The sequence below is a fragment of the Pseudovibrio sp. Ad5 genome, assembly GCF_001623095.1.
Taxonomy (GTDB): Bacteria; Pseudomonadota; Alphaproteobacteria; order Rhizobiales; family Stappiaceae; genus Pseudovibrio.
The window spans coordinates 172,337-199,026 of the sequence record NZ_LMCH01000066.1 but is presented as its reverse complement, the minus strand read 5'-3'; the positions used below and the strand labels follow the sequence as shown (position 1 = coordinate 199,026).

The following is a 26,690-nucleotide window of genomic DNA, read 5'->3' as shown; positions in this document are numbered from 1 at the left end:
CTTCAATCATGCTGAACGGCAGAAAATATTGCATAAAAAACAGTCGCCTTGGATCGGTTTCACTTTTCCGAAACATGACAATCTCATGATAATTATGAAAAAAAACGAAGATCCAATTGCAATTCATCGAAACTTCAAGAAACTGTCATCCTAGTGTGAAACACCTAAGTGATATCGCAGATGAGGCGTAGGGGATGGATCGTCACTGCGATGGATCAGGTGTTAACTCCGCTTCGCATGTTAGATTTTTTCAACTTTCCCAATGGGGGGCAACAAAAATGACTCTTCGTAAAGCAACTGGTGTCGCAACCTTTGCAGCACTCGCAATGTCTTCAACAGCATCTTTCGCTGCGACAGAAATCAACTGGTGGCACGCAATGGGCGGCCGTCTGGGTGAAGTTGTCAACGAAATCTCCACCAAATACAATGCGTCTCAGGACGCGTGTCAGCTGACCCCAGTCTATAAAGGTAACTACGAAGAAACCTTGACTGCTGGTATTGCGGCATTCCGTGCTGGCGAACAGCCAAACATTCTTCAGGTATTTGATGCAGGTTCCGCTACCATCATCGGTGCAAAGGGCGCAGTTGTTCCAGCTGAAGACCTTCTGAAAGACGCTGGTGTTGAATTCAACATCGAAGATTACATTGCTGGTGTTCGTTACTTCTACGCTGACGCAGCTGGCAAAATGATCGGCATGCCGTTCAACTCCTCTACCCCGATCCTCTACTACAACGTAGAAGCACTGGCGAAAGTAGGCGTTGAAGCTCCTAAGACTTGGGAAGAGTTCGAAGCGATCGCTCCTAAGCTGAAGGCTGCTGGTTATATTCCTTTGGCACAGTCACACCTGCCATGGATCTTCACCGAAAACTTCATGTCCCGCCACAACCTGCCATTCGCAACCAACAACAACGGTTACGACGGCGCGAAAGGCACTAAGATCCTCGTGAACAACGATGCGATCAAAATGCACTTCACAAAGGTTAAAGGCTGGCTCGACGCTGAGCTGTTCGGTTACTACGGCACTGGCTGGGGTGACAACCAGAAGGTATTCCAGGACGGTTCCGCTGCAATGTGGCTCGGTTCTTCAGGTTCCTTCGGTGGCCTGACAAAATCCACAGACTTCAAATTCTCCGCAACCTACCTGCCTCATTGGGCTTCTGTTAGCGAAACAGGCACCAACACCTTCATCGGTGGCGCTGCACTCTTCGCAATGTCCGGTAAGCCAAAAGCAGAAAACGACTGTGTTGCGAACTTCTACTCCTTCCTGACTTCCGCAGAAATGCAGTACTACTGGCACCAGGAAACTGGTTACGTGCCAATCACCAACGCTGCATATGAGCTGGCAACTAAGGATGGGTACTACGACCGCGTACCTGCAGCTGAAATCGGCATCAAGCAGCTGACACTGCCAGGTGGAGACAACACCAAGGGTTACCGCATGGGCTTCTACGTTCAGGTGCGTGACGTGATGAACCGTGAATACGGTAAAATCTTCTCCGGTGACAAATCCGTAGACGACGCATTCCAGACCATCGAAGACGAAGCTAACAAGCTTCTGGCTCGCTTTGCTAAGACGTCTAACTAAGACTTAGCATTGAGACTTTCGCTAAGACCGGAGACGCTTTTAAGTGTCTCCGGTCTCAGGTTGTTTTGGAAATAGAATGTTCCCATGCGTCAAAGAGCGCAGTGAGCTTTTCTGAACAAGCGGTCAGGCTTGCTAAGCAACCGGCCACCACAACGAAAACAGCGACCAGGCCAGTCCATGAAACGAGTTCAATTCTCACATCCATTGATGCCATACATGCTGCTGCTTCCGCAGTTGGCAATTGTTGGCGTCTTCTTTCTGTGGCCAGCCGCAGAAGCAATCAGGGCGTCTTTCTATCTTGAAGACCCGTTTGGCTTCGGCTCCACCTTTGTTGGCCTAGACAACTTTAAAGATGTTGTTTCCGCGAGCGAGTACAGCAGAACTGCATGGTTCACGCTGATCTTCTCAGCTGCGGTGACATTCTTTTCTCTCAGCATTGCTCTTTTGCTGGCAGTCAAAGCAGACAACGTTATCAAAGGCGCCTCCACATACCGCACTCTGCTCATGTGGGTTTATGCGATCGCCCCTCCCGTCGCAGGCCTTGTAGGCGTGATGCTGTTTGACCAGCACATTGGCCCACTCAACGATCTTGCCCACGCCCTTGGTTGGAACATGCAGATCGGTGTGAACTATTTTGATACTGCATTTGCTATGACCGTGATTGCGGTTTGGAAGCAAATTCCGATCAACTTCATCTTCTTCCTCTCTGGTCTCCAGAGTGTTCCAAAATCCGTTCAGGAAGCAGCTGCGGTTGATTGTAGATCTTCTTCACGTCGCTTCTGGACTGTGACTTTCCCACTGTTGGCTCCAACCAGCTTCTTCCTGCTGATCATCAACATCACTTACGCGCTCTTTGATACATTCGGTATTATCGATCTGGTGCTTAAGGGTGAGCCAGGCAACAACCCTGTAACGCTCGTTTATAAGGTGTTCCTTGATGGCTTCCGCGGAAACGACCTTGGTGGGTCCTCAGCACAGTCTGTGATCTTGATGATACTCGTGTTCGCTCTCACTGTGGTTCAATTCCGCATGATCGAACGTCGCGTGCACTACAGTTAAGGAGGGATAGATGAAACGCTCACAGTTTTGGGATCACGTGATCCTCGTTCTCGGCGCCCTCTTTATGCTGGTGCCAGTTGTCTACGCACTCATGACGTCCAGTCATGATGCTGTATCCATTTACAAAGATGGCCTGCAGCTCTCTCCAGGCGGCCATTTCGTTGACACTTATAAGCAGGTGTTGACAGAAGCTGGCGGTTTTACCAAGTCTGTGACTGGTCTGACTATGCTGTGGAACTCTTTGGTTCTCGGCCTCGGCTTTGCCTTCGGTAAGATCATCATTTCCATGCTCGCGGCTTACGCAATCGTGTATTTCCGTTTCCCGCTTGGAACGTTCTTCTTCTGGATCATCTTCTCCACCCTGCTGCTACCTCTGGAAGTGCGCATTCTGCCTTCCTACGAGATCGTACAGGGCCTCGGTATGGCGAACACCTATTCAGGCCTGATCATCCCATTGATTGCGTCTGCAACAGGCACTTTCTACTTCCGCCAGTTCTTTAAGTCCGTTCCGGATGAGCTGGTTGAAGCTGCGCGTATCGATGGTGCAGGACCGCTGAAGTTCTTCATCGACATTCTTGTTCCACTCTCCAAGACCATGATTGCTGCAATCTTCATCATCATGTTCGTGTTTGGTTGGAACCAATACCTCTGGCCAACACTCATCACCACAGATGAAAGCCTCTTCACGCTGGTGCGTGGTATGAAGCAGATTCTGCAGGTGTGGATTGGTGCGCAGATCCCAGATACGAACCAGGCAATGGCGCTTGCAGTACTTGCAATGCTTCCACCTGTTCTGATCGTGGTGATCTTCCAGTCTTGGTTTGTTAAAGGGCTCGTGGAAAGCGAGAAATAAAAATGGCAGGCATTCAACTTAATACCCTTCGCAAAATCTACGCAGGCAACGTAGAAGCGGTAAAAGGCATCTCCATCGACATTAAGGATGGTGAGTTCATTGTTCTCGTCGGCCCTTCCGGTTGCGGTAAGTCCACTCTGCTGCGCATGGTGGCAGGTCTGGAAACCATCACAGATGGTGAGCTGTTCATCGGGGATCGCCTGGTCAACAATGTAGAGCCCGCTGATCGTGACATCGCAATGGTGTTCCAGAACTATGCGCTCTATCCGCACATGACCGTTTACGGCAACCTCGCGTATGGCCTGAAAAACCGCAGCATCCCTAAGGATGAGATCGAAAAGCGCGTTCGCAAAGCGGCTGAAATTCTGGAAATCGGAGATTTCCTTGATCGTCGGCCACGTCAGCTTTCCGGTGGTCAACGCCAGCGTGTTGCAATGGGTCGCGCGATTGTTCGCGAACCTGCCGCGTTCCTGTTTGATGAGCCTCTGTCTAACCTTGATGCAAAGCTGCGTGTGCAGATGCGCATGGAGATCAAGAAGCTTCAGAAAGAACTAGGCACCACAAGTCTGTACGTGACCCACGATCAGCTTGAAGCAATGACACTGGCAGATCGCCTCGTTGTTCTCAGCGGCGGTGTTGTAGAGCAGATCGGGTCTCCGATTGATGTCTACGAAAAGCCAGCGTCTACATTCGTTGCTACCTTCATCGGCTCTCCTGCGATGAACCTGCTGCCTCTGGCAAAGAGCGGCAATGAGTGGAAGCTCGACAATGGCGCAACCGTTGACGTGAAGCTAAACACAGATCTGTCTGACCTGATCCTCGGCGTTCGTCCGGAAGATCTGGTCATCGAAGAGCTGAGCGAGAAGTTCGACTCCGGACTGCACACTGCACTGACTGTGCATGTTGTTGAGCCTGTGGGCGCTGAGAGCTACGTTCACGGCACCATTGGTGAAGGCAGCGTTGACGTTGTTGTGCGTGCTCCTGGTAAGCTGCACTTCGAACCAGGCCAGATCCTGAAGGTGACAGCAAAGCCAGAAAAGCTTCACACGTTTGACACCAAATCCGGCAAACGTATCGAGCTGGAAGGCGCACTCGAAACAGCTTAAACGCTGCTCAGATATAACTTTCAAAAGGCCCGGCATCTGCTGGGCCTTTTTCGTGTGGTGCACATAGATGCAGTCGAAAACCTGTGCCATTTTATCGCACGTGAGCGAACTTCTCTTCTCAAAAACAAAACTTGATGTAGATACTCATATTTAGCCAGCGCATTGCGAGCCAACCAAATTAACAAAGCTAGGTTGACCGATGAAAGCTGCGCTGGAAAAGTTCTTCGCTCAGGAAACAGACGATCCTCTCCGCTATGCATTTGAGCGCCGTGGTGCCCATATGCCCGGCTCTGCTGGTGAGGCTGTGTCGGAAGAGGAGCACCAGCTTGTATGGCAGGAAATTCAACAATTCAAACGGTCAGGCATGGCCGTCATGTATTTGCATGTCCCATTTTGCGCCAATCACTGCCTGTTCTGCGGGTTCTACCGCAACAAATGGCATGAAGAACACTCAGCCCCATATGCTGATGCATTAATCAAAGAACTTGAATTAGAGGCATCTTCCCCCGCTTCTCAAAGCTCACCAATCAACGCCGTTTATTTTGGCGGCGGCACTCCGACAGCCCTACATGCGAAAGACCTCGCAAGAGTGATCCGTCGTATCCGAGAACTTTATCCTCTCTCAGCCGATTGTGAGATCACAGTTGAGGGGCGCATCTTCCACTTTGATGATGACAAGATTGATGCATGTCTGGATGCAGGTGCCAACCGCTTTTCAACTGGAGTTCAATCCTTCAACACTAAAGTCCGCAAGCGACAGGGCCGTAAGGCGAGCGGATCAGAAACAATCCGCTTTTTTGAAGGCCTGAGAGACCGCAACCGTGCTGCAATCGTCTGTGACCTGATATTAGGTCTGCCCTATCAAACCGCAGAAATCTGGCGTGATGATTTACGAACTGTTGTGGATCTGGGTTTGGATGGTGTCGATCTATACACACTCGCAGTCTTTCCCGGCAGTCCCCTTTCAAAAGCGATTGAGAAGGGGGCTTGCGACCCTGCAGCGTCCTTGCCGCAGCAGGGAGCCATGTACGGCGAGGGTTTAGAGTACATGCATCACCACGGTTGGAAACAGATTTCTTCCAGTCATTGGGGTCGACAGACCCGAGAGCGTAATCTTTACAACACATTGATCAAGTCTGGCGCAGACTGCCTAGCCTTCGGTTCCGGGGCAAGCGGCAACATCAACGGATATTCCTACGGCATCCATGGAGGAATCGTGGACTACATGCGGTGTCTGGAGGAGGGGGAGAAGCCATTGTCGCGTTTGCACAGAGCCGATCCATTGTCTTCTCCCCTCAACTTCCTAGCTGCTGGGATTGAAGAAATGCGCCTCGACCTCGGGCATCTGGAGCGCACAGAAGTCAGCGCCCGTGGTTTTCGCAAATCCATAGATCCATTGTTGAGTAACTGGCAGTGCTCTGGCCTGATCGCGGGTGAGGAGCTCATCTCCCTCACCACAGCAGGGCGCTTCTGGCACCAAACCCTTCTCACTTATCTCAAGGCTGCCTTTAAGCTGCATTCCGCAAGCTTGCAGCCAGAAACCAAAACCTATGAGGAAGAGGCAGCATAAACGCACAAATCACAGAGCTAAAAGAGAAACTTGCAGAAAACCCCGCAGGCATTCTGGAGAGCATTGCCAAGGAGCACGGCCTCTCAATGGCTGACACAATCCGCTGCTTGCCAGAAGAAATGTGGCGTGAACATTCAGGCGAACGTTTTGACGAAGTGATCAAGGCGATCCCTGCCTGGGGCAACGTCACAAGCATCGCAAACACTGGAGATATGATCTTTGAAGTGAAAGGTCCGTTCCCGGAAGGCAGCTATGCGCGCGGGTTCTATAATCTTAAGCAGACAGAAGGCGGCTTCTCCGGCCATATCAAGGCAGATGCGTGCCACTCTATCATGTTCTTGAAGCGCCCATTCTTCTCCAAGCTGGCGGTGTCCATCAATTTCCTGAATGCAGATGGTAACTGTTATCTGAAAATCTTCCTTGGCCGTGATGAGGAAGGTCAGATCAAGCCGGATCAGATTGAAAAGTTTGATGAACTCGCGAGCTGGTGAGCCTGTGAGACGTCGAAAATCATAGACCACCGATTTCGCTCACGGTGATCTGTGAAAAGCAGAAGTCGGGGCATTGCCCCGGCTTTTCTGTTTGGCGTTGAGGATCAAACAAGCATCGCCATTACGAGATAACTGGCTATCCCATAAAGGTTGAGCAAGCTCAGGCTCATAAACAAGCCTCGTAGGCCGGTTTGGGCTGACAGATAACTGTAAGTGTAGCCAAGCCGGGCAACGGCAAATCCAACTATCCAAACCTGCACCATAAGAGTGACAGGCGAAACGACAGCCACAACAGCTGCCAACAGCAGAAAGTAGACCATGTTTTCGGTGGTGTTGCGGTGAGCATTGTGACGACGTTCCAGCGCGTCACGAGCATCCTGAGCAATTGAAGACGGGCGCCCGCCTTTCTGCTCCCACTCTTCTGGTGTTGTCGCCAGATCATACTTAGCGCGCGTCAGCTCTGTGACAGTCATCAGCCAGGTGTGATTGCCAAGAAGTAGAACCGCAGCAATGATCAAGGCTTTGATTGCTTCTGGAGAGGGAAGGGTGATGACGAGCGGTTTAATGCCGAAGACGAATAGGTTGATGAGCAGGCTGATAGCGATCAGCGCAAACGGATAAGCCTTCACCATCAAAGTGGCACGTGAGTTATCTACCTCAGCAATGTCCATTCCTATCACCCCCCTTGAGGCAACATTCTCCAAAAGCAGACGCTACGATTTCTTAAGGGGGACGTAAACCTGTCATTCCCGGCATGGCAGCAGAGGAAGGGAACCGAAGGACCAAACAGACCAAAGGCTCAAGGCCGCAGTGTTTAAAATCCTGCGGCTTTACCACCCAAGCTCGTCTTGGGCCCTGAGAATACCGTTGCGATCCGGGAGAATTAATTGAGTATCATTAAGTTAACTTGAAACCTTCGCTGCTAACCGCCATATTCCAGAGGAAAGACCGAGGGCGAGATGCTCTCACACCGGATGCCTAATGAGGGTCTGGAGCTGGGTCGCTTGAAGAAGGACTTGGATTATGACGCGAGTATCTGCGTTTTCGAGCCCATTTATGTTGGGGTTCGATGATATTGAGCGCGTATTGGACAGGGTGAGCAAAGCAGCCAATGATGGCTACCCACCCTACAATATTGAACGCCTCGTTGCCACTGAAGAGAAAGGTGAAGTCATCCGCATCACGCTTGCGGTTGCTGGCTTCACACGTGACCAACTGGATGTTTCTGTTGAGGAAAGCCAATTGGTAATCCGTGGTCGCCAACAAGAAGACAAAACTCGCCAATACCTACACAGGGGTATAGCTGCACGACAGTTCCAACGCGCATTTGTGTTGGCCGAAGGCATTGAGATTTTAGGGGCAGACCTGCGAGATGGTCTGTTGTCTATTGATCTTGCTCGTCCTGAGCCAGAGCGTATCGTTCGCCGGATTGAAATCTCGGCGGGGGACTGAATTAAAGGAGCAATCCTTTCTTCGCGCTGATCTGAATATTGAAGCGTATCTCCGGAAAGCGGAAAACCGATTTTTGGGCAAAGATGCGCGCGACTATAAAGACTTAGAGCTTGAAGCGAAAACATGCGCAGCCTGCTCTAGTAACTCTCAAGGAGAAGGCGATGACACGCGCCCCTTCTGTGCTGGCCGACGACCCGTACGAAAATTTTGAAGAACTCGGAGCTGGTGAAGTCGCCTATGTAAGGCGCGTTTCTCCAAATGACCTGAAGAAGATGTTCCCTGATGCAGAGCTGCAGGATGCAGACCTTCCTGCTTGGGCTCTTTTGGCTGCTGACGGAACACCACTGGTTCTGACTGATACACGCAATGCAGCAATTGCAAACGCAATTGAGAATGATCTGGAAGCTTTGAGCGTCCACTAAACCAATTACTGGGAGCTCTCAGAGGGAGTAATAGAGAAAGACAGCGTTTCAAAGCGTAGAAAAACTCTTCAGACCCAGTGAATTAGGCAAAGAAAAAGCCTGGATTGGAATGCGTCCGATCCAGGCTTTTTTGTTTTTGAGCTGACGTGCCTCAAGCTGCGTTAGGCGAAGCCTGTGGGTGGGTCAGAATAGAATAAATTGCAGCAGCATCTGTTGTTGCGCGCAGCTTGCTTGCAACATCAGAATCCCTCAAAAGTCGTGCAACACGTGCCAGAGCTTTCAAGTGGTCCGCTCCAGCGCCTTCTGGCGCAAGCAAAACAAAGATCAAATCAACAGGCTGGTCATCCAAGCTGTCGAACTCGATCGGTTTGTCCAGTCGCGCAAACAGGCCGTGTAACCCGTCAAGGTCCACGATTTTTCCATGCGGAATTGCAATGCCGTTTCCGACACCTGTAGAGCCGAGACGTTCGCGTTGCAGCAGCGTATCAAAGATATCGCGCTCAGTTTCTCCGCAAATCTCAGAGGCCCGTTCTGCAAGTTCCTGCAGGGCTTGTTTCTTGCTGTTTGCCTTGAGGTTGGCAATGACAGCCTCAGGACGAAGAAGTTCGTTCAGATCCATTCCTTGATCCGTGTCCATGCAAAATACAAAGCCGGTGAAAACCGGCTTTGTACAGGGTCGTGATGACCATGATTATCAGTTAGGAGCAGCCCCGTTAGCGAGATTTGGATCAATCCAGCCAACGTTTCCATCGTGACGACGGAATACGACATTTACCTCACCATTACCAGCGTTGCGGAACACTACAACGGGAGCTTCACTTAAATCTAGCTCCATAACTGCCATTCCGACAGTCAGTGTTTTCACTTTCGCTTCAGTTTCTGCAACCACAAGTGGGCTGTAGTCGGCAGGTACCTCTTCTTCCTGCTCAGGATCAGCAAGAACATACGATGTTGCGTCGTATGTTTCCCACTCTGCAGGGAGGCCATTTGTGTGGTGGTCGTTTAACTTTCTGTTGTAGCGCCTTAGCCTTTTCTCAATGCGTTCGGCTGCTTTGTCGAAACTTTGTCGCGGATCCTGACTGTCACCCGAAACCTGAAGCACAACTCCCGTGCTGAGGTGGACTGTGCAGTCGGATCGGAAGCCTGAGCCTTCGCGAGCGATTGTCACATGACCCGTGTATGCTCCTGGGAAATATTTATCCAGTGCATCGGAAATCCGGTCTTCAACGTGTGTCCTGGTTGCGTCACCAATGTCCACGTTCCTCCCCGAAATTCTAATTGTCATGGGAACCTCTTATGTTGTGTCGACTTATTCGCTGACAGGTTCTTCAGCCAAAGAGTAAAGAACCCTTCAACACATGTAGTTTGGACCAGCTAAGTTTAAAGTGCTACTGTTTTCGAGTTCTTAGAAAAATCTATGAGAACAGAGAAACATCCTATAGAGGTTATTAACTGATCGGGACCCTATTATGTCTCATTGAAACCATGAGAAATATCAGTGGGTTAGGTCAGGCTTTTCTTTTCTCTCCGACGCTGAACTGAGCTCGGAATCTTTAATGCTTCCCGATACTTAGCTACAGTTCGTCGCGCTATATCCACACCGTCGTCTTTCAAAATTTTTACAAGAGCGTCATCTGAAAGAATCTTCTTCGGATCTTCAGCGTCAATAAGTTGCTTAACTCGATAGCGGACTGATTCCGCTGAGTGCGATTCACCGCCCTCAGAAGAGGCAATTGCGGCAGAAAAAAAGTATTTCAGCTCGAAAATGCCACGTGGCGTAGCGATGTATTTGTTGGATGTGACACGGCTGACGGTGGATTCATGCATGCCAATGGCGTCTGCCACAACGCGCAGATTCATTGGCCGAAGGTGCTGTACACCATAAGTAAGAAAACCGTCCTGTTGACGAACAATCTCAGAGGACACCTTCAGAATTGTCCGCGCCCGCTGATCAAGGCTTTTGACCAGCCAGTTTGCGGTCTGCAGGCTATCGGTGAAGTACGCCAGTTCCTTATCGTTTCTGGAGCCCTGAGAAATCTCGGAGTAGTAACTCTGGCTCACCAGAACCTTAGGCAGGCTCTCTGTGTTGAGCTCAACGGTCCAGCCTCCATCTGAAGCAGGCCGAACAAATGCATCTGGCACAATCGGCTGGGTAATTTCCGTATTGAATGCAGCGCCAGGCTTCGGATTGAGCTCTTTTATCTCAAGGATCATGTCCTTGAGGTCTTCATCATCCACTTTGCAAATACGTTTGAGCTTTACGAGGTCATGCAAAGCCAGCAACTCAATGTTCTCGACCAGCGCCTGCATGGCAGGGTCGTAGCGGTCTTTTTCTTTGAGTTGCAGTTTTAGGCACTCAGACAAATCACGCGCAAACACACCAACCGGATCAAGCGCCTGCAAAGCAAGAATAACCCGCTCCAGATCTCGCTCTGAAACCCCGAGGCGCGCAGACATCTCAGCACCGTCAATGCGTAGATAGCCATTTTCATCAATGCAATCGACGAGTTGATAAGCGACCAGAACATCGGCAGGGTTCGTGAGCACAAAACCGAGCTGTTCTTGAAGATGCTCACTCAGGGAGATTTCTGCGGCGACAAACGCTTCAAGATTGTAGTCAGAGGCTCCTGAGGAAGTGCTGTGGCTCGGTGCCTGCCAGTTATCCGCCTTCTGCTGAACCGGATCAACGGCCTGGTGCTCGCCATTATCATCAGGGAAGACGTTAGAGAGTTCAGAATCCAGATTGCTCGATATTGCTTCCGGAGTTGTTTCCAGCTCGTTATTGAGCCAATCCCCCTCCTGCATCTCTGCAGGGCTATTGTCAGCTTCTGGAGTACTTTCTGAATTGGAGGTCTCTCCAGCGGGACCAGCGCCATCCGGGCTGTCATCTCGCTCTAGAAAGGGGTTACTTTCCAACTCACTATTAACGTGTGCAAGCAGGTCCACATTCGACAGCTGCAACAGCTTGATCGCCTGCATCAGTTGCGGCGTCATGACAAGCTGTTGGCTTTGTCTGAATTCTAATTTTGGACCGATTGCCATAGAGTTATTTCGTCCTCCAAGTGCTGCAAGCTAGCCTGCAACACTCTTCTACGCAATTCGGCATAGGTTGGAAATCAAAGAGTGAACTGTTCCCCGAGATACAAACGCCTTACATCCGGATCTGCAACGATCTGATGTGGCTTGCCTTCTGTCAGAACTTCACCTGCCGCGATAATATAAGCGCGGTCAATCAGCCCAAGCGTTTCACGAACGTTGTGGTCTGTAATCAGCACGCCAATACCGCGTTGGGTCAAATGACGTACGAGCTGCTGAATGTCACCCACCGCGATCGGGTCAATACCCGCAAACGGCTCATCAAGCAGCATAAAGGACGGGCGAGTTGCCAAAGCGCGCGCAATCTCGACACGGCGGCGCTCACCACCACTGAGTGCGATACTTGGCGATTTACGCAGGTGTGTGACACCAAATTCAGTTAGAAGCGAGTCGAGATCTTCCTCACGACGCTTCTTGTTCGGCTCCACCACTTCTAAAACAGCACGAATGTTGTCTTCAACAGAGAGACCACGGAAAATCGAGGCTTCCTGAGGCAGATAACCAACTCCCAGACGCGCACGGCGGTACATTGGCAGCTGCGTCATGTCGAAGTTATCGAGGCGAATTGAACCATGATCCGGACGAATGAGACCGGTGATCATATAAAAGCAGGTTGTCTTACCAGCTCCGTTTGGACCCAGTAGTCCCACAGCTTCGCCACGCCGTACATTCAAGCTGACATGTTTGACAACCTGACGACGTCCGTAACTCTTGCCGATGCCATCAACTTCAAGCACCGCCTCTGATGGGTCGGCGTACTTGATGCCTTCTGGCTGGTGCGTTGGGATCTGAGGATCAATTGGGTGTGCACTCAAGAGCGTGGCCTATTTTGCTTTAGTTCTTATTTTCAAGGCTGTTCGGCTGCAAAAGCATCCGCACACGACCGGTGTTACCGCCAGTTTCGCTAGAATCCAGATTTGCTTTGCCTGTTTCCAGGTTGATCACAAGGCGCTTGCCAACAATTACGTTTGGTCCCTGGCTGAGAACAACGCGCTTACCGGTCATCACAACAACCTGCTTGTCCATGTCAAAGCTGGCATCGTCACCAGTTGCGACCTGATCCTTGGAGGAAATCAGGACCTTACCTTTTGCTTCAAGACGGGAAATGGACTGCTGAACGGCCTGGCCATCCGCTGTACCATTGGCCATGGAGCCAGCATAAAACACGATCAAGCGCTGGGTTTCCAGCTTAGTTTCACCTTGGGTAACAACAACATTGCCGCTGAATATAGCGCTTTTGTCTTTGTCACGAACCTGAAGGTTCGTCGCTTCAATCTCAATAGGTTCTTTATTGTTAGAACCAAATCCGGCAAATGAATCGGAGAACGTTTGTGCGTGGGCCATTCCAGCCAGCCCGAATGCCATAAGACAAGATAGAGAGAATATTCTCATCCGGTTAATCATTGACCGTTCTCCAGTGCCCAGGGCAGAAGCTTCATCTTGACGCCCCGGCGAAAATTCAAAACATTGTTTTTCTGATCAAATTCCATAGATCCAGCATCGATATAGCCACCATCAGACATGACATCAACTGTATCGTTGGTCTGGATTGTACCTGTCTTCATATCAATATCGAGATACTCAAATTCTGCGGAATAGCCTTTACTGTACGCGACCGTAATCCCATTGGTGAGATTCAGGGTTTCCATCTCTGTATCAAACGTCCCGTTTCGAGAGGTGATACTAACAGTTTCCCCGGGAGCTATTGTGATTTCGGCCACAATATTCTCCAAATCAATCACTTGCGGGTTTGTGATACGCTGAATAGCCCGATCCGCCTGAACGTTGTATGAACGATCACCATCATTTCCCGACAGATGCGGGTTGGACATGACCAGTCCTTCGGTTGTCAGGCTGATATCTCCAATGCTCAGGCCGGCAAGAATATTTTGGAAAACGATCATGCCAATCACACCAGCGGCGATCAGTAATCCGCCAGCAGGAAGAGCAAATCGGAGAATGCGAACGAGAATGGAATGTCGACGCGCAGATTTGCGCGCTTTTTCAAGCCGTGTTTGCGCTTCATTCGCAAACTCTTTGGGCATGTTTTCCATTGTTGTCATTCATAGTCCTGGAACATTCTGGACGCGATACAGACGGGGATCGCTGTCCGGTTGCCATTTTCCGGTCTCTCGTACAGTGAGTAACCAGTATCTTACAGGCACAAGCCGCTTCCGTTGATACGCAAATTTTCAGGTAAAAACCCGAAAGGAAGCAGTAAGTACACACTAGCTGCCTAAATGGGGGGGCTTCAACAAATTACAAATGCTGAAGCCCATTAAACCGCAAATACTGGTAGAAAACTCGAGTTTCACTTAAGAATGTGCGAAAATATCGTTCTCAGGCCATCCTGCAAGGTCAAGCTGCGCGCGTGTCGGCAGAAATTCGAAGCACTTCTGCGCAATTTCGGTACGCTCTTCACGTTCCAGCATAAATTCAAGGCGTTCTTTAAGCTTATGAAGGTGCAGAACATCTGATGCAGCATAGGCCAGCTGTGCATCTGTCAGCTTTTCAGCTGCCCAATCAGAGCTCTGCTGCTGTTTGGAAAGGTCAACGCCAATCAACTCGCGGCAAAGATCTTTCAGACCGTGACGGTCTGTGTAGGTACGCACGAGCTTGGAAGCGATTTTTGTGCACCAGACCGGAGAAACGGAAATGTCCAGGTACTCTTTCAATATGGCAACATCAAAGCGGGCAAAGTGAAAAATCTTTGGCTTGCTCTCATCTTCAAACAGCGCTTGCAAATTAGGAGCAACCAGCTGGCCGCGCTCAATCTGCACCACGTCAGCAGAGCCGTCGCCAGAAGAAAGCTGCACAACGCACAACCGATCCCGGTGTGGGTTCAGACCTAGAGTCTCGGAGTCTACTGCAACAGCGTCAGCTGAAGCATAATTGGAAAGGTCTGGAAGATCGTTCTTGTGATATCTGATTGTCATTGTTGCTCTCGAAGAATAAGCGCGATTTGGTACATGAGACGTGTTTTGTCTCTTCTACACCAAACGGTCAAGTTACTCTGTAATTTTTAGGGAGAGCTTTGTGAAGAAAAGATGGTGCCCAGAAGAGGACTCGAACCTCCACGCCCTTGCGGGCACTAGCACCTGAAGCTAGCGCGTCTACCAATTCCGCCATCTGGGCATATCATCTTTTTCTTTCAGAGGGTTGCTGCTTGGCAGCGCCGCTCTGTGAGGCTGGGTTCTAGTGATCTGGGTTGAGATTGTCAATCACACATTTGCAAAGAGTTTTAATTTCTCCACAGAGTGCCTTCACATCCCAAAACCTTGAGCGTATTAACATCCCATGAATTATAGCTTTTTTGAGGGTTATGCGCGCTAATACGCGTACCTGCAAAACTTTGGCAAAGGTGGATGAAAATGGCGCAAGCGCTTAACGGGAAACTTATAACCGTTTTTGGCGGGTCAGGATTTATTGGTCGTCACGTTATCAGGATCTTAGCAGAGCGCGGATACAGCGTCCGCGCCGCTGTTCGTCATCCTGATCTTGCAGAGCATTTGCAGCCGCTGGGGGCTGTTGGGCAAATCATGCCTGTCGCTGCGAGCGTGCGTAACAAAAAATCTGTCGAGCGCGCTGTTGAAGGCGCCTGCGCAGTCATCAACCTTGTGGGTATTCTCTATGAGAGTGGTGCTCAGAAGTTTGACAGTGTTCAGGCAAAAGGCCCTGCAACAGTGGCCGAGGTCTGCAAAGAGCAGGGCATTGATAATCTGGTGCACGTTTCTGCAATTGGCGCGGACGAAAACAGCCCGGCTGTTTATGCAAGAACAAAAGCTGCGGGCGAAAAGGCCGTTCTGGATGCAATGCCAGATGCCGTCATCTTCCGTCCGTCCATCGTATTCGGTCCAGAAGATGATTTTTTCAACCGCTTCGGTAGCATGGCGCAGCTCTTCCCCGTATTGCCTCTGATCGGCGGCGGTCATACCAAATTCCAGCCTGTTTATGTGGGTGATGTTGCGCTCGCTATTGCGAATGCCATCGAGGGCAAGGCTGAAGCTGGCAAAATTTACGAGCTAGGCGGCCCTCAGGTCGCGACCTTCAAGGAATGCTTGCAGTTGCTGATGCAGGTCATCCATCGCAAACGCATGCTTGTTACTTTGCCGTTCCTGATCGCCCGTATTCAGGCAAAGTTCATGCAGCTGCTGCCAAAGCCCATGTTGACTGTTGACCAGGTCAATCTTCTGAAAAGCGATAACGTTGTAAGCAGGGAAGCCCAGTCGGAGAAGCGTACTTTTGAAGGGCTTGGCATTGAGCCGCATTCCATGGAAGCAATTCTGCCAACGTATCTCGATAAGTTCCGCCCACATGGGCAGTACGATGCAAAAAGACCTGCTAAGTCATAGTGATTTTTAGATTTTAAGCCACAAAGCCCCGCCTCTGGCGGGGTTTTTTCGTGCCTGAGACGACTGTGATTTGCGTAGTCGCAACCTCAATGGAGCGGCTCATTCAATTTTAACCTAAGCTCACAGGTGCTGCATAAGCATATGTTCACCACCAGTTCTAAAAGCCGTCTTGCCTTCATCATACTAGCGCATATTGTTCGATACTAAGTAGTTTCCTTAGCAGTAGAGCCTTCAAAACTGGAATGAGACCATGCCGCTGACCGACTTGACCCCAGAAGAGCATCGATGGACAGAGGATATGTTTAAACTCCTGCGTATCAATGCAGGCGGTGCAGAAGGTGCAGAGACAGGCGAAGCAGCAGCTGAAGCTGCCTTACCTGCGGACTTTTCTCAGCTAGAGCATTCTATTTCTGAACTAAATGCTAAAAGTGACATTCTGAGAAATTATAAGGCACTGAATTCATCTTTCAAAAAATGCGATAAAGCGACTCAATCCGCTCTCAAGGCGGCTCTGGCTGCGATCCATGACAAGAATGAGAATGCTGTTATCTCTACCGTCTCTCTCTTGCAAAAGTGCGTCTCGGAACACTCAGAACTGATCAATGATGCAGAAAGAACGCTCTCTGAACTGTCCGATGAAGTGGGCGGTCTGCGAGAAGAATACAATGAACATGCAGACCGTAAGGGCGAGTTTGTGAAGCGTGCTTATTTTAGTAAGGCCAATGCTAAAAAGCTTAACAAGTTCACATCAGCTTGTGAGGATGTAAACAAGGAGCTCGCCCACGCAGAAGCATGCGTTCAGGCCCGCAATATTGATGATGTCAACAAGGCACTGAAGTCAGGCAACAAAGCTCTTCAAAAGCTCCGTAAAGAGATGGATTGGCTGGATTCAGCGGAAGCAAGCAAGCCTGAAAGCAAACGTATGGGCGATGAAAAGCTTCAGGGTAGCCTTACTGCTGACTATGATAAAAAGAGAGAGAGCTGGCGCCCGCAGGTTTGCTACAACGCGGCAATGAAAGTCGGTGTCTTAGAGGGCAACCTGCCAGAGTTTTTGCGATCGAGCCTGATGGGGGAGAACAAGGTAAATGGCTACCCGGAAGGATATCCTGAGTTGATGGGCGTATCTCCCGAAACAGTCGAAAAAGAGTTCGACCACACCAAAGTTGAAGAGTCCGGCGTTCTCAATTTTGTTGATGATAAAACGGGCCACATCTCTCATACCGCCTATCTTCAAAAGACGGACAAAGGATCCGTCGAGCTTTATCACACCAACTGTCAAACACTGGACATGGCCTTGCTGCGTAAAGATCAGGATATTCCAAAATCTGGACTGGTTACTCATTACGAGCTCAGCGATCCCGACACACAGAACAGGTTTCAGGAATGGTTGAACAAAGGGTACAGCTTCAAACATACCCCGGCTTCTGATCTGAAATAAAAAGCGCCGCATGTTTGCGACGCTTTGAAGGTGATTTGTAGCTGCGGTTAGCTCTGAGTGAGGATGAGCCCCAACAGTCCAAGCCCGCCTACAATGATGCGCCACCAGCCGAACAGAGCGAAGCCGTGCCTGGAAACATAATCCAGCAAGCTGCGTACAACGAAGAAACCGGCAATGAAGGAAGAGACGAGCCCGATGATAATCAGGGTCCAGTCATCCTGCCCCAAGGCGTCCTTGTTCTTCAGAAAATCAAAAACAAACGCACCAACCATGGTCGGCATTGCAAGGAAGAATGAAAACTCCGCCGCAGACCGCTTGTCCGTGCCCATCAGCAAGGAAGCGACAATCGTAGCGCCACTACGAGATACGCCGGGGATCATAGCCATGCACTGAGCAAAGCCGATCTTGATGTAAAGCGAAAGCGGATAGTCTTCCACGTTGGTATAGCGTGCTTGCAAAGGCATTTTATCAATCAGCAGCATGATGATGCCACCGAAAATCAGCGTCACGCAGACCAGAGCGGGAGTTTCAAACAAAACCGCTTTGATGAAATCGTAGGCCAGTGCGCCAATCGCTGCAGCAGGCAGAAAAGCAAGCAAAACGCCTAGTGTGAAATGCCGAGCTTTTGCACTTGTTGGCAGTGCAACTGCAATTCTTGTGAGCCGTGTGAAGTAGACAGTCAGGATAGCTGCAATAGCTCCAAGCTGGATCATCACCTCAAAGGCGCGACCTTCACTTTTAAACCCGATAAAATGCCCGATCAGCAGCAGATGCCCTGTGGAGGAAACTGGGATGAATTCAGTCAGGCCTTCAATGATGCCGAGCAGCAATGCGCCGACGATACTTTCAGTTGTCATTAAACGATGGTCTCCACGAATTTTCCCCAGATGACATTGGTGAGGTTGTCCCCGTGTTTTCGTATGGTTTACCGTCTCAAGACTCTTTTGAGACAAATTACGTTTCTATAGCAACCTTTTAGTTACAGGTTTGCTCATAAATCAGAACAATGCTCAAGCTCTATCATCATCCTTTCTCTCCTGAATCGCGCTTCGCACGCTTAGCGCTCGGAGAATATGGAACTCCGTTTGAATGTCAGACGGAGTACCCTTGGGCACGTCGTCACGACTTCCTCATGATGAACCCAGCAGGAACGCTCCCCGTTCTGAAGGAAAATGATGGCCCTGCTGTGTGCGGGCCCATGGTTATCATGGAATACTTGGACGAAACTCGCGGCTATGCGATTCCTAACAGCCGCTTGTTGCCGGATCATCCTGAAGCACGTGCAGAAACGCGTCGTCTCGTCTCTTGGTTTTTGCAAAAATTCCTCGGTGAGGTTATTGGCTACATCGTGCAAGAACGCATTTACAAACAGGAGATGCCGGATAGCCAGGGTGGCGGACAGCCAGACTCAAGCATTCTTCGGATTGCACGGGTCAATATGCTGAACCACTTGCGCTACATCGGATACCTTGCTGCGACACGAAAGTGGCTGGCTGGTGATCGGCTCACATTCGCTGATCTGGCTGCAGCAAGTCTTCTTTCCTGTGCAGACTATCTTGGTGAAGTTCCATGGTCCGAGGACGAAAACGTGAAGAGCTGGTACGCACGGATGAAATCTCGTCCGAGCTTCCGCCCAATTCTGGCGGACAAGATGCTCGGCATGCCAGCAGCAAAGACCTACGCGGATCTGGACTTCTAAAATCTCATTCAGACACTCAGTTGACGGAGAAGCAAGCTGCACGCGTCAAGGCGGATCTGATCAAACGCGCACGTGCAGTCGGGTTCGATGACATCCGCATCACCACAGCGGATGCAATCCCACTTGCGCCAGAGCGCCTGCATCACTTCATTGAGCAGGGTTATCACGCCACAATGGAATGGATGCCGGAAACCGAAGTCCGGCGTTCAAGCCCGTTAGAGTTGTGGCCGGAAGCCCGCTCTGTTGTCATGCTGGCGATGAATTATGGGCCTGACATCGACCCGATGGAAATGCGCGATAAGCCAGATAAAGCGCACATTTCAGTCTATGCTCGCAACCGCGATTATCACGACATCGTCAAAGGCAAAATGAAAGAGCTGGCCAGCCTGTTGGTTTCCAAAGGCGGTGGGGATGTTAAGGTGTTTGTGGACACGGCCCCGGTAATGGAAAAACCTCTGGCTCATTCCGCTGGGCTCGGCTGGCAAGGCAAGCACTCCAACCTCGTGTCCAGAGAGCTTGGCTCCTGGTTCTTCCTCGGGGCGATTTTCTCAACACTGGACTTGCCATTGGATGAGCCGGAAGTCGACCATTGTGGCAACTGCAAACGCTGCCTCACAGTTTGTCCGACGAAGGCTTTCCCAGCGCCGTATCAAGTAGATGCTAACCGCTGCATTTCCTATCTGACCATCGAGCACCACGGCCCAATCCCGCTGGAATTCCGCAAACCAATTGGCAACCGCATCTATGGGTGCGATGATTGCCTTTCTGTTTGCCCATGGAACAAGTTTGCGCAGTCCGCTAGTGAAGCCAAATTACAGGCCCGCGAAGACCTGATGGAACCAGCCCTTGCAGAGCTGCTGCAAATGGACGATCCAACCTTCCGCAAGTTCTTCTCTGGTTCCCCTGTCAAGCGCATTGGCCGCAACCGCTTCATCCGCAACTGCCTCATCGCAGCAGGCAACAGCGCAGAAGAAAAACTCATCCCCCACGTGCTAAACCACTTGCAAGACGAAGATGAAACCGTCCGCGTGACAGCCGTCTGGGCTTTGGTCCAACTTGTCTCTGCTGACGAGTACAATAAGCACAAGTCAGCAGCGCTCTCTAATGAGCAGAGCGAAACGGTTAAAGCTGAATGGGATCAGGGCACCTCTTCCTAGGGTGCCACACCCTCAGGCATTTTCGGTGGCTTTGGGATACTGAAACTCAGTGAGTTCCTCCGAAATAGCCCAGAGTTTCTCTTGCACCTTTTCGTCAATAGCTAGGCCGGAAAGCTTGATTGGGCTTGGGGAACCCCACATGCCAAAGCGCGGACCGAGGAAGGTGCAGGCTGGAAGGTCAGGAGCTGTGGCTGCCATCATCTGAGGGCGAGCGCCAAATGAGACTGGTCGTGCCATTACACGGGACAACCATCCGCCAATGCCAATAGATTGTTGCCGCTCTGTCGCCGCAAGACCGGGATGAGCAGACATAGACTTAGCGGATGAGCCAGCCGCATCAAATCGGCGTTGCAAAGCAGACATGAACAGGAGATTGGCAAGCTTACTCTCTGCGTAGCTACCAATCCGTGCATATGGGCGGTTTTCCCAATGCAGGTCATCAAAGTTCATTTTTGCAGCTTTGTATGCACCACTGGAAACGGTCACCACGCGTGCATCAGGTGTTGCAACGAGCGTTTCAAACAACAAACCAGTCAAAAGAAAGTGCCCTAGATGGTTGGTTGCGAAGTGCATTTCCCAACCTTCTTTGGTGCGCGCCAGCTCTTTCAGGTTCACGACACCTGCATTGCTGAGCAGAATATCCAGTCGGTCATGCTTGCTGCTGAAAACCTGAGCAAACTGGTGAATGCTGTCCCGGTCGGTCAGATCAAGCGGTATCACCTCCAGCGAAGCAGAGCTCACCTTTTGGCGAATCCTTGCCATTGCTGTCTCGCCTTTTTCAACAGACCGGCAAGCAATCACTACATGTGCACCGCTCTCAGCTAATTCCAAAGCAGATTGAAAACCGAGACCCACATTACCGCCCGTAACCACAGCCGTTTTGCCTGTAAGGTTTTGACTGTTTTTATTATTTGGCTGTTGTTGCAAAGTATCTCTCCTGAGATTGTCAAAATAACAGAACATCGGTAGTTTATTTGGAGAGTTTGTGAGAGTCAATAACCGACCATTGGTCGTTTATATGATGTGTCGAAGAGTGATTGAGAATATGAGCGAAAAATCAAAGGCTTATAAGCGTGCGCGGACAGCGGAACATTTTGCTGAACGAGAGAAGATGATCCTCACATCAACACGCATCCTGATGGATAGAGAAGGTATTGAAAACACGAGCCTTTCCGCTGTTGCGCGGGAGGTTGGCCTCGCAAAATCCAGTCTCTATCGATACTATGAAAGCCGGGAGCAAATTCTTGTCGCCTTGCTTCAGGAAGAGGCGGATCTCATGATTGCCGACTTCGAAAAGTCCCTGAGTGAGCCTAAAAGCCAACGAGATCTCAAAGGTATTGCAAAGCTTTGGGCCAAGGTGTGCTTCGCGCATCCGCGCTTGTGTTTGTTGGTCAGCCAGCTTTCGCCAATTCTGGAGCACAATCTCTCAACACAGCGCATTGTAGAAGCGAAGCTGCAGTTCCTGCATCGCCACCGACAGATGGCAGAGATACTGACCGCTGCCCTTCCACACATGAGTGAGGCAGGAGCTCTTGCAGCAGTCCAGTACGTTTTCACAATTGTTGCAGGGCTTTGGCCGATGAAAGCAGACCGCAAAAATTCGCTGGCAGCGCTGGAACATCCTGAACTGGCTCATCTGAAGATGAACTTTGAGGATACGCTGGCCAGCGCTATCGAGCTGTGCTTGCTCGGTATTCTGGCGAAAGAGCAGAACTGGGAGCCGGTGTTGGAATAACAACGGCTACTGTCGCTGCCTCAGCCGTTTCTTTATCTGACGCTTTTCCCAATCGCCACCAAAGGGATTGATGACCTCGAACACACTCAAACCATGAGCAACAAGGCCGATGCCAAACCCAAAAGCAACCCACAGGAACCAGAGGTAACCCGGCGATGTGAGCAGGTTCAACACTGCCAAAGCTGTGATCACAACGGCGTACTGAATCAGGTTCATGTAAAAGCTTCGTATGTCCCGCACATACTCCATAGCTTCCTGCTCCCTACCGGAAAGCTCGGGTAAAATTCCATTGGATGCTGAGGGCATGTCCTGTTCCTTCCTGAGATCACCAAAATCCGTGTCCAGAGCAGAAGCAATGCATTTCAGGGTTTCGGGGCTCGCATTCGCGCCGCGCTCAATACGCTGCAGTGTTCGCGTGCTGATACCTGCCATGTGTGCGAGCTGCTCCTGAGAGAGCCCTTTTTCAATGCGTAATTTTCTGACAATCACGGAAAAATTCCTGTTCTTCAACTAGGAGCAATCTGGAAGCTTCTTAAATAAAACACCACGACAAACAGCCGACATGACCACGACACGAGCAGGACATTTAAATCTAACGCCCTGTAAAATAACAAAATATACTCAGAGCATCGTCCGAAGCACTTTCACCAGTGTGGTGCATTCTTCAGAGGTTCCGATAGAAATACGCAGCCAGTCGTTGATCCGCTCTTTCTTGAAGTGCCGAACCAGAATGCCGTGGTCTCGCAAGTCGGCATGTAACCGCTCCGCCGGAACATGCGCGTGAGAGGCGAAAATGAAGTTTGTTGAAGATGGCAGCACCGTAAAGTCGAGCGCCTGAAGGTTCTCGGTGAGCTTCTCTCTATCTGCAACAATCTGGTCGCGTGTCTTTTCAAACCACTCCGTGTCCTCCCAGGCAGCAAGCGCGCCTGCAAGTGAAAGCCTGTCGAGTGGATAGGAGTTGAAGCTGTCCTTGACCCTGTGCAATCCCTCAATCAAATGCGGCTGCCCCACGGCAAACCCAACACGCATTCCTGCAAGGCTGCGAGACTTTGAGAAAGTCTGCACCACAAGCAGGTTGTCATAATCTGGTACAAGCTGAGCCGCGCTTTGCCCACCAAAATCGATGTAAGCCTCATCGACAAGAACCACCACATCCGGGTTTGCCTTGAGGATTGCCTCGATATCCTCCAATGGCATGGCAAGACCGGTTGGCGCATTCGGGTTCGCGATGACCACACCACCACAAGTCCCGGCAAAGTCGCTGGGGTTGATACGGAAGTCATCGCCGAGAGGCATCAGCTGATGTTCAATCGAGTAAAGCTTACAATAAGTTGGATAGAACGCGTAGGTGATCTCCGGAAAGAGAATTGGCGCTTTCCCGCTGAAGAAGGCATGAAACGCATGCGCCAACACCTCATCACTGCCATTTCCTGCGAAGATATGGTCAGAGGTCAGCTGAAGAGAGGAGGCAATACCCGCTCTCAGGTCAGAAGCTGACGGGTCAGGATACAACCGTAACGCATCGCCTGTGGCCGCAGCAATTGCTTCCAAAGCACGCGGAGAGGGCCCCCATGGGTTCTCATTGGTATTCAGTTTGATAAAGGTCTGTTGCTTCGGCTGTTCCCCTGGGATGTAGGGTTCCAGTTTTTGGACAATCGGGCTCCAGAACCTGCTCATATCTCAATCCAATCTCAGCAAACCGCAATCAATCGCGCATCTTTAAACTGGTAGATCCTAAGAGCGCTTGGACAATGCATCATTCAAAACGCACTGCATGCGATAATAGGTTTCCACCTCTTCCTCGGAAAATACCTTCGCGAACTCTTCTATCCGTTTCATCTCGGCCTTGCGAACTTTTTTAATCAGCGCTTTGCCTGATGGTGTCAAACAATAAAACACGGAGCGCTTGTGCCGCGGATTGCTCACTTGTGCCACTTGCTCCTTGTCCAGCAACTCTTTGAGGACCTTGGCCACAAACTGGCGCTTCAGCTGCAGAAAATCAGTGAGTTGTGGAGCTGTTGCCTGCTCCAAAGCAAGCGCAGCTTCCAGCACAGCACGCTGACCGACAGTAAGATCGGTTCCTTCAAGATCCGCCTCAACCCGATTGCTGATGGTACGGAGCAACGGTCTGGTCATCTGAATGCCAGCATAAAGCATTTCTGGTTTAGATTCTGGTTTTTTAAGCATTTGATTTACTTGTTTTAATTAGTTTTATTGTCAATAAAATTGACAAATATAGTGTTCTGATTTACGTCTACCCTACAGATTTTCAGGTGATCTCAAAGGAAAATGAGTACAGATCATGGGTTTTAAAAATCTTGCAGAGCGGCAAATCCTAAAAGCACAAGCAGAAGGGCAGCTGAATAATCTTGAGGGAGAGGGTAAGCCGCTGCCAGCACGTGCACCTGGTTCTCTTGATACAGCTGCAGGCATGAGGATCATGGCTGATGCCGGGGCTGTACCGCGCGAGATTGAATTGAAGAAAGAGATAGATGCTCAGCGGCTTGTTGTTCAAAAAGCTGAAGGCACGCCAGACTGGAAATCCGAAATGGCAAAACTGGCAGACTTGCAACTCCGTCATGCGATCGAGCAGGAAGCCCGAAAAAAGTTCTTCACATGAGTTGCCGAGCGCACTTCAAGTGTATGCGCTAAGCAAAACCTGATGGTTGCCGATATTCTACGTACTAGGAAAATCCACAGGGGCGAGATGGTACAACATCTCCAAGCCGTATCAGCTTGTGAACTCAGAGAACGCTTCAACCACATCCAGATAGACCTGATGCTTGAACGGGATCACCAGACCGGCAAGGTTCTCGGCTTTTTCCCAGCGCCACTCACAAAACTCCTGCGCATGCCCGTCAGGTGGAGTCAGGATGTTGATTTCGCTGTCATCACCATCAAAGCGGAATGCAAACCAACGTTGTGTTTGGCCGCGATACTTAGCCTTGCGCACTTGGCGTTGAATTTCCTCAGGGAAATCGTAGGAGAACCAGTCAGGCGCTTCAGCCAGCAGTGTGATGGACTTCACAGAGGTCTCTTCATAAAGTTCACGCTTCGCAGCTTCCAGCGGGTCTTCCCCTTTGTCCAGACCACCCTGCGGCATCTGCCAGGCAAACTCTTCTGGAATTGGCTGCTCGTCTCCATAGCGTTTGCCGGCCCAGACAAGGCCATCCTTATTGATAAGCATGATGCCAACACAAGGGCGAAAAGGAAGAGCGCTGTAATCGGTCATGTCTGGTCCAATAAAGAGAGTTGAGTACGTATTCCCGAAAGATTGCTCCGGTTTTCGGGACTACGCGCAGAAGAAAGATTGGAGCATGATGCGTGAGTTCATATGAACGCAACAGGCTCTAGCGTGTGGAATTGATAGCAGAGCTGATTGGAACGAGAGAAAGACCGCGCTCCTCTAGCCGCTGCGACCACGCCTCCAACGCATTTAACGTAACAGGGAAAGCAGTCGCAGTTGCGACGGCAATGCCGCGTTGACGAGCAATTGTTTCCAGTTCCAGCAACTGTGTACCAATGGCTTCGGCGCTCAGGTTCTGGTCCAGAACCAGATCGGCCTGCACAAATGGCACTTTCTGCGTCCCGGCAACCTCGCTTGCTCTGGAGCGGGGAGACGAACCGTCATCAACATACATCAGGCCACGATCACGAACTTTGCTGAGGAACTCACTCATACGGGTCTCGTTAGAGGTGAAGCGGTCGCCCATGAAATTGACAAGCCCAACATAATTGCTGGTCTGCCCAAGAACCCAGGAGAGACGCTCCTCGTTCTGCTTCCTGTCCAGGTTGGTCAGCAGGCTTTGCGGGCCAGCGTCGTTGTCAGGATAATCGAACGGCTCCATTGGAGCTTGAAGAAGCACTTCATGCCCGGAAAGGCGGGCGGATTTCATCCAGCTGTTGATGTCATCACCATATGGAGAAAGCCCCAAAGAGATGTCAGCAGGGAGATCCTCAATGGCCTTGAGCGTCATGTCGGAGTTAAGCCCGATACCATTGATTAAAATAGCAATCCGCGCCTGTGTCAGCGCTGCAGGGTTTGGCCGCCGTGCATAGGCATCAAGCGGGCGAATACCCTCAGCAGAGATCTTTGGAAGGGAGCCGAACTTGTTGGGCTCGAGCAGCTGATCAATTGGGTCGGTAGAAAGAGACTCGCTTGAGAAGCCACCATCCAGCCCCTCATAATCAACACGCCGGGCCAGATCGACGAGTGATGTCGGTCCACTGGCCTGATCTTGCGCGTTTGCGCCTGCCGGGCGAGAGGGACGATAGCTGCCATCCTGTCCAAAGCCATTAGCATTAAACTGGTCAGACCCAATCTGGGCCAGTTGAGAACCATCCGGTAGGTCAACAATCTCGATATCACTGGGAGCAACACCATCAAGAGCACTGGAAAGCTCGATAGTCGCCATCGGCTCGCCACCGTTGGGGTCATCAACAATGCCGATCCAGATAAAGCCGGTGGTGAAAATAACAGTCATGATGGCGACACCAATCAGGCCGAGCGGCAATCGCCCGATGCTCCGACGCTTGTTCATTCCAAGCGGAGCTGTCAAATCGCTCCTAACCATTGGTGCCCCCACCCTGTCATAAAATTCCGCCGCGCCAAACGAAGGTTTAGCGCGGCGTCCTTAATCACTTTATAGCATATCCCCGAAATGTGGCTACCGG

At 50.7% G+C, this 26,690-nt stretch carries 29 protein-coding genes and 1 tRNA gene; 14 read left to right on the top strand and 16 right to left on the bottom strand.

Annotation, left to right across the window (positions count from 1 at the left end):
- The first annotated feature begins 278 nt into the window (after positions 1-278).
- The 6 genes from PsAD5_RS26005 (at position 279) to hutX (ending at position 6,665) form a co-directional block, all read left to right on the top strand.
- Entirely contained in the window at positions 279-1,586 is a 1,308-nt protein-coding gene (locus PsAD5_RS26005) for an extracellular solute-binding protein (RefSeq protein WP_063286516.1), read from the top strand.
- A 177-nt stretch (positions 1,587-1,763) separates the two neighbouring features.
- Positions 1,764-2,645, top strand: coding sequence for an ABC transporter permease subunit (locus PsAD5_RS26000; RefSeq protein ID WP_057462725.1), 882 nt, complete (start codon positions 1,764-1,766; stop codon positions 2,643-2,645).
- A 10-nt stretch (positions 2,646-2,655) separates the two neighbouring features.
- Entirely contained in the window at positions 2,656-3,498 is an 843-nt protein-coding gene (ugpE, locus tag PsAD5_RS25995) for a sn-glycerol-3-phosphate ABC transporter permease UgpE (protein WP_057462726.1), read from the top strand.
- A 2-nt stretch (positions 3,499-3,500) separates the two neighbouring features.
- Positions 3,501-4,604: a sn-glycerol-3-phosphate import ATP-binding protein UgpC gene (locus PsAD5_RS25990; RefSeq protein WP_057462727.1), complete on the top strand. Its 1,104-nt coding sequence runs from the start codon at positions 3,501-3,503 to the stop codon at positions 4,602-4,604.
- A gap of 199 nt (positions 4,605-4,803) precedes the next feature.
- On the top strand, positions 4,804-6,174 hold the full coding sequence (hutW, locus tag PsAD5_RS25985; protein ID WP_063294218.1) for a heme anaerobic degradation radical SAM methyltransferase ChuW/HutW: 1,371 nt from the start codon (positions 4,804-4,806) through the stop codon (positions 6,172-6,174).
- Complete coding sequence (hutX, locus tag PsAD5_RS25980) at positions 6,171-6,665, top strand: heme utilization cystosolic carrier protein HutX (protein ID WP_063286518.1); 495 nt, start codon at positions 6,171-6,173, stop codon at positions 6,663-6,665. The genes hutW and hutX overlap by 4 nt, the downstream gene beginning before the upstream one ends.
- Positions 6,666-6,769: 104 nt before the next feature.
- Here the strand turns inward: hutX and PsAD5_RS25975 are convergent, their stop codons facing one another.
- A complete protein-coding gene (locus PsAD5_RS25975; protein ID WP_063294217.1) occupies positions 6,770-7,336 on the bottom strand; it encodes an MAPEG family protein in 567 nt (188 codons plus the stop codon).
- 352 nt (positions 7,337-7,688) lie between these two features.
- On the opposite strand from PsAD5_RS25975, the gene PsAD5_RS25970 reads away from it, so the two are divergent.
- Together PsAD5_RS25970 and PsAD5_RS25965 are read left to right on the top strand one after the other, a co-directional pair.
- A complete protein-coding gene (locus PsAD5_RS25970; protein ID WP_057462731.1) occupies positions 7,689-8,117 on the top strand; it encodes an Hsp20 family protein in 429 nt (142 codons plus the stop codon).
- Between the two features lie 161 nt (positions 8,118-8,278).
- Positions 8,279-8,539 (top strand): BQ00720 family protein, encoded by a 261-nt coding sequence (locus PsAD5_RS25965; protein ID WP_008548441.1) that lies wholly within the window; start codon positions 8,279-8,281, stop codon positions 8,537-8,539.
- Positions 8,540-8,690: 151 nt separating this feature from the next.
- Here the strand turns inward: PsAD5_RS25965 and ptsN are convergent, their stop codons facing one another.
- From ptsN to PsAD5_RS25925, 8 genes are all read right to left on the bottom strand, one after another.
- Positions 8,691-9,158, bottom strand: coding sequence for a PTS IIA-like nitrogen regulatory protein PtsN (gene ptsN, locus PsAD5_RS25960; RefSeq protein WP_057462732.1), 468 nt, complete (start codon positions 9,156-9,158; stop codon positions 8,691-8,693).
- A 75-nt stretch (positions 9,159-9,233) separates the two neighbouring features.
- Complete coding sequence (gene hpf, locus PsAD5_RS25955) at positions 9,234-9,824, bottom strand: ribosome hibernation-promoting factor, HPF/YfiA family (protein ID WP_084404313.1); 591 nt, start codon at positions 9,822-9,824, stop codon at positions 9,234-9,236.
- A gap of 218 nt (positions 9,825-10,042) precedes the next feature.
- Positions 10,043-11,581 (bottom strand): RNA polymerase factor sigma-54, encoded by a 1,539-nt coding sequence (gene rpoN, locus PsAD5_RS25950; protein ID WP_063294215.1) that lies wholly within the window; start codon positions 11,579-11,581, stop codon positions 10,043-10,045.
- A gap of 74 nt (positions 11,582-11,655) precedes the next feature.
- Positions 11,656-12,399, bottom strand: coding sequence for an LPS export ABC transporter ATP-binding protein (gene lptB / locus PsAD5_RS25945; protein ID WP_244271713.1), 744 nt, complete (start codon positions 12,397-12,399; stop codon positions 11,656-11,658).
- A 70-nt stretch (positions 12,400-12,469) separates the two neighbouring features.
- Positions 12,470-13,039 carry a lipopolysaccharide transport periplasmic protein LptA gene (lptA, locus tag PsAD5_RS25940; protein ID WP_208981640.1) on the bottom strand — a complete coding sequence of 190 codons (570 nt, stop codon included), beginning with the start codon at positions 13,037-13,039 and terminating at the stop codon, positions 12,470-12,472.
- Positions 13,036-13,698, bottom strand: a complete 663-nt coding sequence (lptC, locus tag PsAD5_RS25935) for an LPS export ABC transporter periplasmic protein LptC (RefSeq protein WP_208980846.1) — start codon at positions 13,696-13,698, stop codon at positions 13,036-13,038. The genes lptA and lptC overlap by 4 nt, the downstream gene beginning before the upstream one ends.
- A 252-nt stretch (positions 13,699-13,950) precedes the next feature.
- On the bottom strand, positions 13,951-14,571 hold the full coding sequence (locus PsAD5_RS25930) for a ribonuclease D (protein ID WP_057462737.1): 621 nt from the start codon (positions 14,569-14,571) through the stop codon (positions 13,951-13,953).
- Between the two features lie 112 nt (positions 14,572-14,683).
- Positions 14,684-14,770 (bottom strand) — tRNA-Leu (locus tag PsAD5_RS25925).
- Positions 14,771-15,000: 230 nt separating this feature from the next.
- Here PsAD5_RS25925 and PsAD5_RS25920 point away from each other — a divergent pair.
- Together PsAD5_RS25920 and PsAD5_RS25915 are read left to right on the top strand one after the other, a co-directional pair.
- A complete protein-coding gene (locus PsAD5_RS25920; RefSeq protein ID WP_084406053.1) occupies positions 15,001-15,987 on the top strand; it encodes a complex I NDUFA9 subunit family protein in 987 nt (328 codons plus the stop codon).
- Positions 15,988-16,237: 250 nt separating this feature from the next.
- Positions 16,238-17,425: a hypothetical protein gene (locus PsAD5_RS25915; RefSeq protein WP_063294214.1), complete on the top strand. Its 1,188-nt coding sequence runs from the start codon at positions 16,238-16,240 to the stop codon at positions 17,423-17,425.
- 47 nt (positions 17,426-17,472) lie between these two features.
- Here PsAD5_RS25915 and PsAD5_RS25910 read toward each other — a convergent pair whose 3' ends face one another.
- On the bottom strand, positions 17,473-18,282 hold the full coding sequence (locus PsAD5_RS25910) for an undecaprenyl-diphosphate phosphatase (protein ID WP_063294213.1): 810 nt from the start codon (positions 18,280-18,282) through the stop codon (positions 17,473-17,475).
- A gap of 149 nt (positions 18,283-18,431) precedes the next feature.
- Here PsAD5_RS25910 and PsAD5_RS25905 point away from each other — a divergent pair, with 149 nt between their 5' ends.
- Positions 18,432-19,124: a glutathione S-transferase family protein gene (locus tag PsAD5_RS25905; protein WP_057462740.1), complete on the top strand. Its 693-nt coding sequence runs from the start codon at positions 18,432-18,434 to the stop codon at positions 19,122-19,124.
- 20 nt (positions 19,125-19,144) lie between these two features.
- A complete protein-coding gene (gene queG, locus PsAD5_RS25900) occupies positions 19,145-20,281 on the top strand; it encodes a tRNA epoxyqueuosine(34) reductase QueG (RefSeq protein WP_063294212.1) in 1,137 nt (378 codons plus the stop codon).
- A 12-nt stretch (positions 20,282-20,293) separates the two neighbouring features.
- Here the strand turns inward: queG and PsAD5_RS25895 are convergent, their stop codons facing one another.
- A complete protein-coding gene (locus PsAD5_RS25895) occupies positions 20,294-21,208 on the bottom strand; it encodes an oxidoreductase (protein ID WP_063294211.1) in 915 nt (304 codons plus the stop codon).
- Positions 21,209-21,326: 118 nt separating this feature from the next.
- Here PsAD5_RS25895 and PsAD5_RS25890 point away from each other — a divergent pair, with 118 nt between their 5' ends.
- Complete coding sequence (locus PsAD5_RS25890) at positions 21,327-22,016, top strand: TetR/AcrR family transcriptional regulator (protein WP_063294210.1); 690 nt, start codon at positions 21,327-21,329, stop codon at positions 22,014-22,016.
- A 6-nt stretch (positions 22,017-22,022) separates the two neighbouring features.
- Here PsAD5_RS25890 and PsAD5_RS25885 read toward each other — a convergent pair whose 3' ends face one another.
- The 3 genes from PsAD5_RS25885 to PsAD5_RS25875 all read right to left on the bottom strand — a co-directional run bounded on the left by PsAD5_RS25885 (position 22,023) and on the right by PsAD5_RS25875 (position 24,203).
- Entirely contained in the window at positions 22,023-22,505 is a 483-nt protein-coding gene (locus tag PsAD5_RS25885; RefSeq protein ID WP_063294209.1) for a helix-turn-helix domain-containing protein, read from the bottom strand.
- 132 nt (positions 22,506-22,637) lie between these two features.
- Positions 22,638-23,693, bottom strand: coding sequence for a histidinol-phosphate transaminase (gene hisC / locus PsAD5_RS25880; protein ID WP_063294208.1), 1,056 nt, complete (start codon positions 23,691-23,693; stop codon positions 22,638-22,640).
- 57 nt (positions 23,694-23,750) lie between these two features.
- Positions 23,751-24,203, bottom strand: a complete 453-nt coding sequence (locus tag PsAD5_RS25875; protein WP_057462746.1) for a MarR family winged helix-turn-helix transcriptional regulator — start codon at positions 24,201-24,203, stop codon at positions 23,751-23,753.
- Between the two features lie 115 nt (positions 24,204-24,318).
- Here PsAD5_RS25875 and PsAD5_RS25870 point away from each other — a divergent pair, with 115 nt between their 5' ends.
- Positions 24,319-24,636 carry a DnaJ family domain-containing protein gene (locus PsAD5_RS25870; RefSeq protein ID WP_063286529.1) on the top strand — a complete coding sequence of 106 codons (318 nt, stop codon included), beginning with the start codon at positions 24,319-24,321 and terminating at the stop codon, positions 24,634-24,636.
- A 111-nt stretch (positions 24,637-24,747) separates the two neighbouring features.
- Here PsAD5_RS25870 and PsAD5_RS25865 read toward each other — a convergent pair whose 3' ends face one another.
- Together PsAD5_RS25865 and PsAD5_RS25860 are read right to left on the bottom strand one after the other, a co-directional pair.
- Positions 24,748-25,248, bottom strand: coding sequence for an RNA pyrophosphohydrolase (locus PsAD5_RS25865; RefSeq protein ID WP_063294207.1), 501 nt, complete (start codon positions 25,246-25,248; stop codon positions 24,748-24,750).
- A gap of 118 nt (positions 25,249-25,366) precedes the next feature.
- Positions 25,367-26,590: a divergent polysaccharide deacetylase family protein gene (locus PsAD5_RS25860; protein ID WP_208980847.1), complete on the bottom strand. Its 1,224-nt coding sequence runs from the start codon at positions 26,588-26,590 to the stop codon at positions 25,367-25,369.
- Positions 26,591-26,690: the final 100 nt, after the last annotated feature.

Coding starts and splice junctions, on each gene's coding strand:
- PsAD5_RS26005 (WP_063286516.1), top strand. CDS start 279: ATGACTCTTCGTAAAGCAACTGGTGTCGCAACCTTTGCAGCACTCGCA.
- PsAD5_RS26000 (WP_057462725.1), top strand. CDS start 1,764: ATGAAACGAGTTCAATTCTCACATCCATTGATGCCATACATGCTGCTG.
- ugpE (WP_057462726.1), top strand. CDS start 2,656: ATGAAACGCTCACAGTTTTGGGATCACGTGATCCTCGTTCTCGGCGCC.
- PsAD5_RS25990 (WP_057462727.1), top strand. CDS start 3,501: ATGGCAGGCATTCAACTTAATACCCTTCGCAAAATCTACGCAGGCAAC.
- hutW (WP_063294218.1), top strand. CDS start 4,804: ATGAAAGCTGCGCTGGAAAAGTTCTTCGCTCAGGAAACAGACGATCCT.
- PsAD5_RS25975 (WP_063294217.1), bottom strand. CDS start 7,336: ATGGACATTGCTGAGGTAGATAACTCACGTGCCACTTTGATGGTGAAG.
- PsAD5_RS25970 (WP_057462731.1), top strand. CDS start 7,689: ATGACGCGAGTATCTGCGTTTTCGAGCCCATTTATGTTGGGGTTCGAT.
- PsAD5_RS25965 (WP_008548441.1), top strand. CDS start 8,279: ATGACACGCGCCCCTTCTGTGCTGGCCGACGACCCGTACGAAAATTTT.
- ptsN (WP_057462732.1), bottom strand. CDS start 9,158: ATGGATCTGAACGAACTTCTTCGTCCTGAGGCTGTCATTGCCAACCTC.
- hpf (WP_084404313.1), bottom strand. CDS start 9,824: ATGACAATTAGAATTTCGGGGAGGAACGTGGACATTGGTGACGCAACC.
- rpoN (WP_063294215.1), bottom strand. CDS start 11,581: ATGGCAATCGGTCCAAAATTAGAATTCAGACAAAGCCAACAGCTTGTC.
- lptA (WP_208981640.1), bottom strand. CDS start 13,039: ATGATTAACCGGATGAGAATATTCTCTCTATCTTGTCTTATGGCATTC.
- lptC (WP_208980846.1), bottom strand. CDS start 13,698: ATGACAACAATGGAAAACATGCCCAAAGAGTTTGCGAATGAAGCGCAA.
- PsAD5_RS25930 (WP_057462737.1), bottom strand. CDS start 14,571: ATGACAATCAGATATCACAAGAACGATCTTCCAGACCTTTCCAATTAT.
- PsAD5_RS25920 (WP_084406053.1), top strand. CDS start 15,001: ATGAAAATGGCGCAAGCGCTTAACGGGAAACTTATAACCGTTTTTGGC.
- PsAD5_RS25915 (WP_063294214.1), top strand. CDS start 16,238: ATGCCGCTGACCGACTTGACCCCAGAAGAGCATCGATGGACAGAGGAT.
- PsAD5_RS25910 (WP_063294213.1), bottom strand. CDS start 18,282: ATGACAACTGAAAGTATCGTCGGCGCATTGCTGCTCGGCATCATTGAA.
- PsAD5_RS25905 (WP_057462740.1), top strand. CDS start 18,432: ATGCTCAAGCTCTATCATCATCCTTTCTCTCCTGAATCGCGCTTCGCA.
- PsAD5_RS25890 (WP_063294210.1), top strand. CDS start 21,327: ATGAGCGAAAAATCAAAGGCTTATAAGCGTGCGCGGACAGCGGAACAT.
- hisC (WP_063294208.1), bottom strand. CDS start 23,693: ATGAGCAGGTTCTGGAGCCCGATTGTCCAAAAACTGGAACCCTACATC.
- PsAD5_RS25875 (WP_057462746.1), bottom strand. CDS start 24,203: ATGCTTAAAAAACCAGAATCTAAACCAGAAATGCTTTATGCTGGCATT.
- PsAD5_RS25870 (WP_063286529.1), top strand. CDS start 24,319: ATGGGTTTTAAAAATCTTGCAGAGCGGCAAATCCTAAAAGCACAAGCA.
- PsAD5_RS25865 (WP_063294207.1), bottom strand. CDS start 25,248: ATGACCGATTACAGCGCTCTTCCTTTTCGCCCTTGTGTTGGCATCATG.
- PsAD5_RS25860 (WP_208980847.1), bottom strand. CDS start 26,590: ATGGTTAGGAGCGATTTGACAGCTCCGCTTGGAATGAACAAGCGTCGG.